Origin of the sequence: Chryseobacterium nakagawai, assembly GCF_900637665.1 — a bacterium.
In the GTDB taxonomy this organism is placed as follows: domain Bacteria; phylum Bacteroidota; class Bacteroidia; order Flavobacteriales; family Weeksellaceae; genus Chryseobacterium; species Chryseobacterium nakagawai.
Window position 1 is genome coordinate 2,758,870 of record NZ_LR134386.1, and the last position, 11,745, is coordinate 2,770,614.

Below are 11,745 nucleotides of genomic sequence, written 5' to 3' on the forward strand. Positions count from 1 at the left end.
CATCTGAATGAGACATTCAGCACTTTGCACCAGCAAAAGAAGATAAGTTGACACCAGATGTATTTGGAGCTATGCTCATGCGTATAGCACATTGGTTTGGAAATTCACTTCTATCACATGGATAAACACCTTTGCCTGGATGGTTTTTCGAAAATGTTAAAGTATAATGTTGGATTCATATTTGCGTTTTACATAAATATATGAATTATATTTTTAAAGTGAATCAATTTTTTGATAATGTATTCTAGCCTTTTATTTTCAACCTCTGTTTTATTTTTTAATCCTGTAATTTTCCCTGTACGCATTGGCTGTAATACCTGTACAACGTCTGAAATAGCGGCAAAATAGGGAAGAGTCTACAAACTGTAACTGATTGCTGATTTCTTTAATGGAAAATGAGGTTGTTTTGAGAAGTTCTTCAGCCTGTTTTATCACCCTATAGCTTATCCATTGCTTGATAGGCTTCCCGGTTTCTTTTTTGATTAAACTGCTTAAATACTGTGGGGAAAGATGCAATTGATCAGAATAAAATAATACACTTCTTTCCAGATGTCCATGTTGATTCAGGAGTTCAAAAAAATGATGTATAATATCCTGGCTTCTGGTTTGTAAAAGACTGTTGTTTTTAATGACAGGCAAATAGAGTTTTGAAACCAGTTCCAGAAGGGCGTAGAGCAGATACTGTACAGATTCTATGGTACTTTCTTCCTTGGTTTTAGAATGGTACTCCTGAATTAATTTTACAGTAGACCAAATGAGTTTTTTGGCTGGGGATTCAACTTTTATAGCCGGATTGAATTTGATTTCATCACTGGCCAGAAGAACGGTCAGGAAACTATAAGTACTGATGAAATCCAGAGAAATAAAAAATACGGATAATTCAAGATTATCACTTCCGGAAATGTCTCCAAGGTCTGTATCAGGTAATAGCATGATGATAGAAAGGGACTGTATGTGAAAAGGAAGTGTATTGGCTTGAAGATCTAATATGCCGTTTGAAACGAAACAAAGTAATAGTTTATTGAGGTTTCCTGCTTTAGCATGAAATTCAGAGAGGCTGTTTACCGTGTATTTTTCAATACATAATCCTTCAAAATTGGGCTTGATCTCTATCATGATACAGTTGGATTTCTCCTTACAATGGTTAATAATTTTACCAGTGGGTTTTCTGCGATCAAAGGTAAGCAGTTAATTTTTCTTTTTGAAAGGCTTGTTTAAAATGGAATATAAAATATCAAAAATGGAATGTATTTTATTCGTTAAGTGTTACTAACTTCGCAAACGAAAATTTTAATCAAACACTGTTTTAATGCACGATAGAGAATTATTCAATGCGAAAATGCCTACGGCCTGTTTTTTACTTTTCTTTGCTCATGGGCTTGTGTTCTCATCATGGGCCAGCCGGATTCCCATTATTAAAGATGCTCTTTCTATCAATGAAGCACAGCTTGGAACTCTTTTGCTTCTGATGCCGATAGGTCAGCTTTCTACAATGATGTTATCCGGAAAATTAATCAGCAGATATGGAAGCAGCAGGATTATTAAAAGTTGTTTTTTATTATATCCGGGCTTTCTTTTACTGATTGGTCTTTCTCCATCTTACTGGATTTTAGCTGCCGTTCTGTTTTTCTTTGGGGTTACAGGAAATCTTTGCAATATTGCGGTCAATACGCAGGCTATTGAAATAGAATCTATTACCAAAAGGACATTATTGTCCTCTTATCATGGAGCCTGGTGCTTTGCTGGGCTGATAGGAGCATTATTGGGAATGCTAGCCATTAATCTGCATGTAGAAACGTTTCTACATTTTGTTCTTACTTTCATCCTTGTCACACTGATCTGGATGTATAGCAGAAACAATCTTACCAATAGTATTCATAAAGCTGAACCACAAACACAGTCCATTTTTAAATCTGTAAATCCCACGTTGGTTGGGTTAGGAATTATTGGGTTTTTAAGTATGGCTATTGAAGGAGCTATGTTTGACTGGAGTGGAGTTTATTTTCAAACGATTGTGAAGGCACCGGAAAATCTTGTTATATTGGGATATACAAGTTTTATATTAATGATGACTTTAGGAAGGTTTATTGGAAACAGGATCATTGAAAAATTGGGGAAAAGAATGGTATTACAGTTCTGTGGGGTATTAATGAGTATCGGACTTTTCCTGAGTGTTTTCCTTCCAGAGTTATGGATTTGTATTATTGCTTTCATGATTATCGGGCTTGGAGCTTCTTTAAGTGTACCATCAGTGTATAGTACCATCGGAAAGGTGAATACGGTAGCACCAAGTATTGCTTTATCATTTGTATCCAGTATTTCATTCTTAGGCTTTTTGATAGGACCTCCATTAATTGGATATATTGCAGAAGGTTTTGACCTCAGATATTCTTTCGGACTTTTTGCCTGCTTTGGAATTTTATTGAGTATTATGGCTGGGAAAATGAAGGTATTTAAAAATAACAAGTAATCATTGTTTAAAATAAAACGGACTGTTGGGAAAAACAGTCCGTTTACTTTTTACATCCAGGTTTCTACAAGGTTGAACCAGAATGCTTTTTCTTGGTTAAGCAAAAAAACTGCTGAAGCTTTTCGGATGTTTGCGATTCCTTCTGTTGTCTGAATTTCAGTGTATGTAGCCAGACCATGATGTTCAGAGCAGTGAATTTCTATATTTTCAATCTGTACACGACGATCCGGGAACTTTCCAAAAACGGTAGGAAGCCATTCTGAAAACATGGCTAAGGTTGCAGAATTTCCGTCACCATTAATCATTTTAAATTCGGGAGAGAACCCTGCAAGAATTTTGTTGAATAAAACATCCTGATCCTCTTCATTTCCCTGAAACCATTTTTCAATATTTTCACAGAAGTCTTTTAATTCTGCATTGATTTTTTCTTTGTTATTCATAAGATTTAAAATTTATAATATATTTTGTTGTTGATGAAAATTAAGCATGAATATATTTACGGAGTTTGCCGTTTATCAATATCCCTATGATTTGAACAGCTCCGATCATAAAAATTGCTATTGCAAAAGCATTTGAAAATCCCACTAACTCAATCATATTAAAAAATAAGGTTCCAATAACAGCTCCTCCAACTACACTGCCTACCTGTATTCCGATGCTTATCAAACCTGAAGCCTGTCCGGCTTTTTCTTTGGTGGTAAAGGTAATAGCAGTTCGCATCATAACCGGCATAATAGTCCCATGACCTAATCCCGCTATAAACAGGGTAATATGGGTCATAAAAGAAGGTTTTTGCTGAAAATAGAAGCACATTGCACTGAGAATGAACCCACTCATTAATAATCCCAGACCAATATAGATCATTGTATAAGTGGGAAGGTTTATTTTGGACACCATCAATGGCCCCAGGAAAAAGGCAATCCCGTAAGGAACAATAGCTAATCCCGTTTGTAGGGAACTTTGATGAAAAAATTCCTGGAGATAATAGGGATAGCAGATAAATAATCCTGAGGTAAAATTGTAAAAAAAGAGAATTACAAGACTTAATGCAAAAGGTTGATGCTTTAAAAGCGTTGGATCTATAAGGATGGGGCGGTTATTTTTTAATAGATATATTTCATATCTGATAAAAGCAATTAATAAAGATATTCCTGATATCATAATGGCGAATATCCACCATACCCATTGATATTTCTGCCCAAAAATAAGAGGACATATCAACATAAGCAGAGCAACAATCAACAATAATGAACCTTTAAAATCAATTCCTGAATTATGTTCTTTATGGCTGTTATCCATTGTAAAATGAATGCCTATAATACAAATGATGGTGATAGGGACATTCACAAGAAATACCAGTTCCCAGGAAAAGTCTCCCCAATGCATGCTGAGCAATAGACCTCCAAGTAATTGCCCGATGACAGAGGCCAGCCCAAATACTGAACTAAATAGACTTATTGCTTTAGGCTGTTCTTTACTGCTAAAGAGGACTTTTATGGAGGCTAAAACCTGTGGGGCAAGTAGTGAAGCTCCAACGCCCTGAAATAATCTTGCGATAATCAGCCATAGGACCGTAGGAGAAAAAGCGCACGCCAGAGAAGACAATAAAAAAGTATACAATCCCCATGTGAAAATCTTCTTGCGTCCATAAAGATCGCCCAGACGTCCACCGCATACTACTAAGGCTCCATAAGTAAGTCCGTAAATAGCGATAACCATTTGAAGCTGGTGGTCACTGGCTTTAAAAGCATTTTTTATGGAAGGTAAAGCCATATTCACAATAAAATAATCCAGTGGGGAAAGGAAAGCTCCGGCAATCAGGAAATTGAGGGCCTGCCATCGTTTCGGATAAGTGTTCATATTTTTTTATGCAAAAATAACCTCCTTGTGTTCTGGTAAAATTGTACTTTTGGAGGAAAATATAGTGTGCACAGATGAAAGGACTCCATCTTGAAGGGATTAAAGTGAAAGAAACAAAGCTAAAAGGAGAAACTGTTTTTAAGACAACCTCTTTTCTTTCATTTGTTTATATTGTAAAGGGAAAAGGAAATCTGCTGTATGATGATCGTTATATTGATTTTACAGAAGGGAAGCTTTTTATTATTCTTCAACAGGAATCTTACCGTTTTGAAAGTGAAAATGCTGAGGTAATTGCCATAGAATGTCCTATTGAGTTTATTGATAAGATCCGCCTTGAAGCAGATCGCATTGAAAGTTGTGAAAACCTTTACAAGTTGCAATATATCAGCAATAACTATCATGCCCGTGCCGGGTGCGTATTCCGTAATACGAATGATGAAGATTTTGCGAAGGCATTGATTAAGCAGATTGCTTTTGAATTCAGAAACAAGGCAGAGGATTATCTCATCATTCGTAACTGCATTTCAATTCTGCTTAATCTTATAGCCAGAAATATCATTCAAAGCGAAACTTCAGATTTGCAGGAGAATAGAAAGGCTTTTTCTATTATGAAGATCATTGCCTATATTCAAAAGCATATAAAAGATAGGGAAAAGACCGGAATTCAAACGATTGCAGAGCATTTTGGGATTTCCGGAAATTATTTCGGGGAATATTTTAAACAACAGACTGGAATTTCCTATCAGGATTATTTACTGGATTATCGACTCAAACTGGTGGAAACTTATTTGAAATACAGCAGTATAAGACTGAGTGAGATCGCTTATGAGCTACAGTTTAGTGATGAGAGTCATCTTTCCAAGCTCTTTAAAAAGTATAGAGGTATTACTCCCGGTGAATATAGAAAGATGAATAAATAGAAGGCTCTTCTAAAAACAATTTCTTTGCTTTTGTAAGGTGTTGATTTATTAAATTTTAATTTTTTTGTAATATTAACATAGTTAACTATATAGTTAACTATGTATTTTTATATATTTACATCAAAGATTTTTAAAATGGATTTTGATTTTATTAAAGAATTAGGATACAAAGCATTAGACAGTAGGTTAAAAAGAATCAGTGACCGGATGTCTCATGATGTCAGAAAGTTTTACAAAGAGTTTGGAATTGATGTGGAGCCTAACTGGTATCTTGTTTTTATGTTGTTACAAAAGAAAGGAGAGATTTCCATTACAGATATTGCAGAACCCTTGGGATATTCTCATCCTTCTGTAGTAGTTATTGTAAAGAAAATGACAGAAAAGGGGTATCTGATGATTAAAAAAGATAAGGAAGATAAACGTAAACAAATGATTTCATTATCTCCTAAAGCTATGGAGATGCTGCCCAAATTGGAACACGTTTGGGACAGCTGTGAAAAGGCCATTTTAAAATTATTATCAGAAGATTTATCTATCCTTTCTTACCTCAACACTATAGATCAGGAATTAAAAGATGAATCTTTCCACGATCGCTTCAAACGGGAATACTTAAAAACAATACAATCATGAAACTATTTTTTCTCATTACCGCATTACTTTTTTCTAACCTTGTGATTTCTGCCACCGAAACTAAAGTGATGATAAGAGCAAAAGCTAAGGATGCTAAATTTATCGGAAGTTCATTGGGGGGCGCTCATATCATTGTCCGAAATAAACTAAATCAACGAATTTTATCAGAAGGAAAAACGACCGGAAGCACCGGAAATACTGATCTGATAATGAAAACACCTAAAACGAGAGGCCATTCCATTACTGACGATCAAACAGGAGGGTTTGTAGCAACCATTGATATTGATGAACCTACATTTATTACCATAGAAGTAATTTCCCCTTTAAATAACAGACAGGCACAGGCTGTGGTAAGTACTGAATTATGGCTGATTCCGGGAAAAAATATTTTAGGAGAAGGAATTATTCTTGAAATTCCCGGCTATATTATTGATATTTTAAAGCCAAGAACCCATCAGTATATTGCATTAAATACCATTAAAGACAAACCTTTTGTGTTTCAGGCGAATATTGTAATGATGTGCGGATGCGTGATTGAAAAGGGCGGAGTCTGGAATTCTGATGAGATTGAAGTAAAAGGAATTCTTAAAAAAGACGGAAAATTTGTTAAGAATATTGACATGTCTTGGGTGTCTACGAATCTATTTGAAGGAAACCATACCCTCAATACTCCGGGAAATTATGAACTTACATTATATGCTTATCATGAGAAAACCGGTAATACCGGAGTAGATAAGGTAAATTATGTAGTTTTTGAATAAGATAACATCTTGTCGTGGTGTTATCTGTAAGATTTTTGTCTGATATAGATATATCAGACAAAAAATTATCTTATTTTTATCATAATAAGGAAATGATTATTCTTAATTTTAACGATTGAACTCATTATCGTGAAAAATCTCATTGCAAAAGCTGTATATGAGATAAAGCAAAAAAATATGAAAAAATATATTGTATCAGGTTTACTATTTTCTTTATCAATGTATGGCGAGAAAAGAAATGAATCTGTTGTATCTCATCAAAATATTCTTACTATAACTCAGAAAGACAGGCATGTTGAGGAAGGACCTCGTTATGGAGCGTACATTCATAGCAAGAATTGTTCTTTTGAAGTTTTAATTAATGATATTCCTGTAATAAAATATAATGACGATTCAGGAAATGGCCTGACAGGCTCTTATTTTCAGCTAAATGAAGGGATCTTTAAAAAAGGAAATCAAAAGATCACGATTAAAATGACTCCAGGATTTAACCCAGATCAGAAAGCGTTAGAATCATTGCTGTCCCCTAATTCAGAAATACAGTTAAAGATTGTAAAATCATTCAAAAACCAGACGGGGAATCCTGAAGAAAACGAAGTGAGAAAATATTCAACTTCAAAAAAGAAGCTTGGAAATAGCCCATCTTTTGAAGACTCATTTACTTTCTTTGCTGATATTCCTTATCATATAGAAACTCTTGAGAATGCGGAGGTTTTACTCACCGATGATAAAGATAAATTACAGGCTATTGAACAGGAAGTAGTTGCTCAATACAATAAGATAAGAGATATTTACAGGAATGGTTCCTGGAGTGCATTAGCTGCTATATATTATAACAGAGAAAAAAGAGCAGCTAAACAGTTATATCTATTACCTGATGAGATAAAACATAGATGGAATGATTATGTATTCAGAACCAATACTGATATCACATCTTTTGATGTAAAGCCAATAGAAGATTATAAAATGACCTTTTATGCAGATGGCAAAATCGTATGCCTGCAGAAGATTGATAATGGAAAATCAGTGCTTTGGGGTCATTTTAAAAGAAAAGGAAAGGATAATGTAACAACAACTTACATTACCCTTTATCTCTATCGTCCTAAAGGAACGAAGGACCTGGAAGTCTATTAATATTTTATAAAGAATCCGTGGCGGCAAATCGTGTGATTGTGTCTAGCCATTCTTTTCTTTGATTCTCAGTTAGTTCATACAATGGTCCTATAAAATTATCTTGAATGGAAGAGATACCACAGTACTCCAGAATTCCTTTTTTTAGTTGAATAAGTCCGCTCGACTGATATTCTTCTTCATATGCTTTGAGAGATAAATCTCCTGCAGTTGTGATGATTCTTGCAGATTTTGCATTTAACAGTCCTTCACTGCTTCCTTTTTTGTTCGTTTTAAAAACAATTCCCGGAAGAAATGCTCTGTCAAAGAATCCCTTCATTACAGCAGGCATGCCTAACCACCAAACAGGGTGTATCCATACCTGATGCTCACTCCATTGAATATCTTCCAGAGCTTTTACAAGATCGGGTTCCAGTTCCATTCTTTGTTGGTAACCAAATTGCAGGTTAGGATTGAAATTAAGTTTTCCAATGGCAATATACCGTACCTCAGCACCGGAAGTTATAGCGGAATTGATATAAGACTCTGCAATGACAGAATTAAAGCTGTTTTGATTCGGATGCCCGTTAATAACGACAATTTTTTTCATGATTTTTGAGTTAAAAGATGCTTAAATAATTTGATCTGTTGTTTGTAGAAAGCTTCAGATAGCTGACAAGGAAAGAAATCAAAAGCATGTACAGCACCTCCAATTTCCATGAGATTAGCTGAAATTCCTGCATTCTGTAATTTTTTTGCGTATTTCTTGCCTTCATCTTTCAATGGATCCAGTTCGCATACAATGATGGTAGCTTCAGGAAGATTTTTAAAATTCTTTTCCCGTAAAGGAACCGAGTATTGAGGCGGATATTCCGTTTTATGCTGTAGATAATGTTGCCACATCCATTCAGCAGCGTTTTTAGTTTGCATAGGAGCATTTGCTAACTCCTCCATTGATGAGGTTTTCAAAAGGTTGTCCGTTGGCGGATACAATAAATATTGATGTCTAATGTTCACTTCTTTCCTGTCTCTTGCCCAATGAGTTATTGAAGCGGCAATCGTAGCTCCGGCACTGCTTCCGCCAATCATTATTTCGTTTTTGTTTCCACCAATGTGATCAGCAGATTCAGATACCCATAATAAAGCATCATAGCCATCTTCCATAGCCGCTGGGAATGGATGTTCGGGAGCTAGCCGATAGTCCACAGACACAATAATCATATCAATATCTAATGCCAATCGATAAAAGATAAAATCATATTGTTCCGGAGTCCCATAGATAAAAGCGCCGCCGTGGAAATAGAGGAGTACCGGTAAATTTTGCTTTCCCTTTGGTCTGTAAATTCTCAATCTGATGTCTCTTTGTGATTCATAAGAAGGAATATGGATGTTCTCTACAGAAAGCGATAAAGGGATGGGCAATGATTCTTCCAGCATCATTATCTTCATTTCTTCTTCCTTGATCTTTGCCGGATGACTGGCCATTAAATATTCATAATCAATTTGATTAAATGGACTGTGAATAACAGCTTTCAAAAGTTCCGGATCTATTTTTTCTTGCATTATAGATAAATTTTATATCGCAAAAATAGACTGATAAAATGGGTGAAAACAGGTATATTTAAAGCTTATTTAGGTACCTTTGTCGTATGGCAAGAGAAAATATACACCAATCCCTTGAAGTTTTTTATGAAAAAATAGATCAGTGTCCGTTAAAAGACAGGCAATTCAATTTTTTTGAACTGGTGTATGTGATTTCCGGCATTGGAGCGCATACCGTCAATGAGAATACAATTGCTTATGCTGAAGGAGATCTCTTTTTAATTACTCCCAATGATTGTCATGGATTTGAGCTCAATGGAATCTGTGAATTTATGGTGGTTCGTTTTGGTGAAAACTACATCAAAGAATATCAATGGAAAAGTATAGACCATATTGAATGTCTTTTGTATTACGCTTCTCACTTGTCTGGTTCATTACTTGTTAATAATGAGGATAAAAAAATGATGAGTCTGCTCATTCAGAACCTACAGCAGGCAATACAACATGAATCTGTATATAATGAAGACCTTACCCGTCATTTGGTGAATGCTATTATTGTGATTGCGGCAAGGAATATAGCGGTGATCAAACCACAGAATATCTCATCCAATGCCGATGTTCGTATTCTTCAGATTCTGGATTATATTCAGGAAAATATACGCCAGCCCAGACTTCTGAAAGTAGAGGCCATTGCCAATGAGTTTGGATTATCTTCAACTTATCTTGGTAGTTACTTCCGTAAACAGTGTAACGAGTCTATTCAGCAATATATTTCTTCCTACAAAATCCGGCTGATAGAGCATAGACTGCGTTTCAGTGATAAAAGAGTTCACGAAATTGCAGATGAGTTCGGATTTGCAGATGAAAGCCACATCAACAAATTCTTTAAAAGACATAAAGGAAAAAGCCTTAAAGCGTATCGACTTGAAGTAGCTTAGGTTAAAGAGCAGTAAAGACTTCCATAATTGCTTCAATAAGTCCTTTTTCTACGTTGGAATCTGACGAGAGGTCTTGTATCATCGCCCGCATATTACCTTCGTCATCGCGCTCAAAAACAACTTCATGGCCATTCACGTCTACATAGAATTTATAACCATAGGTGAATGTTGCCAGTTTTACATTGAAAAGCTGCTCTTGACCTTTATAGGTTACGGGTAATTGAAATTCTTCCATTTATTTCTGTATATATCGATGTGAGTAAAATTCTGAAAATGAAGGTAAGCTTAATGTGAACTTCAGCTTAAGATTAGTTTTCATGAGGTAAAGATACGATCTTATTATTGTTCACTGCAAGCATAAGCCATTTCTACATCATTACGAATTTAAAATTACCCACCCTGTAGATTTACAGCCATAGAAGTTATCTTCTACAAAAATAATTTTACCAAGATTGGCAGTATTACAGGTATTAGTCCCTAATGTTGAGTTTTCTGCATTTATTTTAATGGAACCTTTCACTTGTACTTTTGAATCACTGGCTGTTGTCTCAAAATTATTGATCCCTATCCCAATTTTTCCATTCTTTAATATAGTAAATGCGTCATTGCCTATTCCACTGATTCCATTTCCTATTACCAAAAGCCGGTTGCTGTTCTGATACGCTTCCGTAAACTGGTTGTCATATTTTTCTGCGATTGGAATATAGGATGTATTATAGGCACCGAAGGTGGTTTCATAGCCACTATAGGCTCTTGTTTTATTTCCAAAGGCCGTGGATAAAACTCCGCTTGCCTGTGTTTGTAATCCCCATGCTGTGGAATTGCTTCCTGATGCCGTATTTCCAATCTGACTGATGAGGTTGCCGCCCCAGGACATAGAATTGCTTCCCGAAGCGGTATTAAAGCCACCAAAAACTGCTGATCTTTCTCCTGAAGAAATATTCATAATACCAGTAGCAAAGCTGTTAATTCCTGTCGCTCCTCTATTGGAAGATGTGTAGGCATATGATAAATCAACCGCATTGTTTCCAAGTGCACCATAATTTGAACTGTTTATATTTTTAAATAAACGAAATGCAGAAGAGTACTCATCATTTTGTATAGATCCTTTTGTCTGTACCAATGCTGAAGATAAAGGGATCCAGGAACTTTGATTCCAATAGTAATATCCAGGATAATAAACATATTTCATCTTCTCAGATGCTGTATTTTTACTGCCATCTTTAATGTATACCAGCATGGTGTTGTGTTCTTCTGTTACAGGCATAGTATAGGCTTCCAAAGACGTGATACCGGGAATAATAAGACCTTTAACAAGAGTGTTGGCTGGACTTTCAATATGAAGGCTTGCTTTTGGGTGATCTGTATTGATTCCTACCTGGCAAAGCATTAGGGGAGAAAGATGGAGAGTTGTAAGTAGAAATAATTTCATAAAAGGAACGCATTCGTTTATGCAAAGGTATATTTGTCAACTATTCTATACAAGAGGATAATTTATGTATCTAAAAAACTTA

Annotated in this window: 13 protein-coding genes; 6 read left to right on the forward strand and 7 right to left on the reverse strand. The window is 35.4% G+C overall.

Features of this window, described 5'->3' with window-relative positions:
- Positions 1-270: 270 nt before the first annotated feature.
- Positions 271-1,116 carry a helix-turn-helix domain-containing protein gene (locus tag EL260_RS12495; protein ID WP_228445441.1) on the reverse strand — a complete coding sequence of 282 codons (846 nt, stop codon included), beginning with the start codon at positions 1,114-1,116 and terminating at the stop codon, positions 271-273.
- Between the two features lie 193 nt (positions 1,117-1,309).
- Here EL260_RS12495 and EL260_RS12500 point away from each other — a divergent pair, with 193 nt between their 5' ends.
- Positions 1,310-2,470: an MFS transporter gene (locus tag EL260_RS12500; RefSeq protein WP_123855669.1), complete on the forward strand. Its 1,161-nt coding sequence runs from the start codon at positions 1,310-1,312 to the stop codon at positions 2,468-2,470.
- Between the two features lie 50 nt (positions 2,471-2,520).
- On the opposite strand, the gene EL260_RS12505 is transcribed toward EL260_RS12500, so the two are convergent.
- Positions 2,521-2,910 carry a hypothetical protein gene (locus EL260_RS12505; RefSeq protein WP_123855670.1) on the reverse strand — a complete coding sequence of 130 codons (390 nt, stop codon included), beginning with the start codon at positions 2,908-2,910 and terminating at the stop codon, positions 2,521-2,523.
- Positions 2,911-2,950: 40 nt separating this feature from the next.
- Positions 2,951-4,330: an MFS transporter gene (locus EL260_RS12510; RefSeq protein WP_123855671.1), complete on the reverse strand. Its 1,380-nt coding sequence runs from the start codon at positions 4,328-4,330 to the stop codon at positions 2,951-2,953.
- A gap of 74 nt (positions 4,331-4,404) precedes the next feature.
- On the opposite strand from EL260_RS12510, the gene EL260_RS12515 reads away from it, so the two are divergent.
- The 4 genes from EL260_RS12515 (at position 4,405) to EL260_RS12530 (ending at position 7,775) form a co-directional block, all read left to right on the forward strand.
- Positions 4,405-5,250 (forward strand): AraC family transcriptional regulator, encoded by an 846-nt coding sequence (locus EL260_RS12515; protein ID WP_123855672.1) that lies wholly within the window; start codon positions 4,405-4,407, stop codon positions 5,248-5,250.
- A 135-nt stretch (positions 5,251-5,385) separates the two neighbouring features.
- Entirely contained in the window at positions 5,386-5,880 is a 495-nt protein-coding gene (locus tag EL260_RS12520) for a MarR family winged helix-turn-helix transcriptional regulator (protein WP_123855673.1), read from the forward strand.
- Positions 5,877-6,641, forward strand: coding sequence for a hypothetical protein (locus EL260_RS12525; RefSeq protein ID WP_123855674.1), 765 nt, complete (start codon positions 5,877-5,879; stop codon positions 6,639-6,641). Before EL260_RS12520 ends, EL260_RS12525 begins: the two co-directional genes overlap by 4 nt.
- A 177-nt stretch (positions 6,642-6,818) precedes the next feature.
- Entirely contained in the window at positions 6,819-7,775 is a 957-nt protein-coding gene (locus EL260_RS12530; protein ID WP_123855675.1) for a hypothetical protein, read from the forward strand.
- Positions 7,776-7,779: 4 nt separating this feature from the next.
- Here the strand turns inward: EL260_RS12530 and EL260_RS12535 are convergent, their stop codons facing one another.
- Complete coding sequence (locus EL260_RS12535; protein ID WP_123855676.1) at positions 7,780-8,361, reverse strand: NAD(P)H-dependent oxidoreductase; 582 nt, start codon at positions 8,359-8,361, stop codon at positions 7,780-7,782.
- Positions 8,358-9,314, reverse strand: coding sequence for an alpha/beta hydrolase (locus EL260_RS12540; RefSeq protein WP_185145907.1), 957 nt, complete (start codon positions 9,312-9,314; stop codon positions 8,358-8,360). The genes EL260_RS12535 and EL260_RS12540 overlap by 4 nt, the downstream gene beginning before the upstream one ends.
- Before the next feature lie 86 nt (positions 9,315-9,400).
- Here EL260_RS12540 and EL260_RS12545 point away from each other — a divergent pair, with 86 nt between their 5' ends.
- Positions 9,401-10,231 (forward strand): AraC family transcriptional regulator, encoded by an 831-nt coding sequence (locus EL260_RS12545; protein WP_185145908.1) that lies wholly within the window; start codon positions 9,401-9,403, stop codon positions 10,229-10,231.
- Position 10,232: 1 nt separating this feature from the next.
- Here the strand turns inward: EL260_RS12545 and EL260_RS12550 are convergent, their stop codons facing one another.
- Complete coding sequence (locus tag EL260_RS12550) at positions 10,233-10,466, reverse strand: hypothetical protein (RefSeq protein ID WP_123855678.1); 234 nt, start codon at positions 10,464-10,466, stop codon at positions 10,233-10,235.
- A gap of 141 nt (positions 10,467-10,607) precedes the next feature.
- Complete coding sequence (locus EL260_RS12555; RefSeq protein ID WP_123855679.1) at positions 10,608-11,663, reverse strand: hypothetical protein; 1,056 nt, start codon at positions 11,661-11,663, stop codon at positions 10,608-10,610.
- Positions 11,664-11,745: the final 82 nt, after the last annotated feature.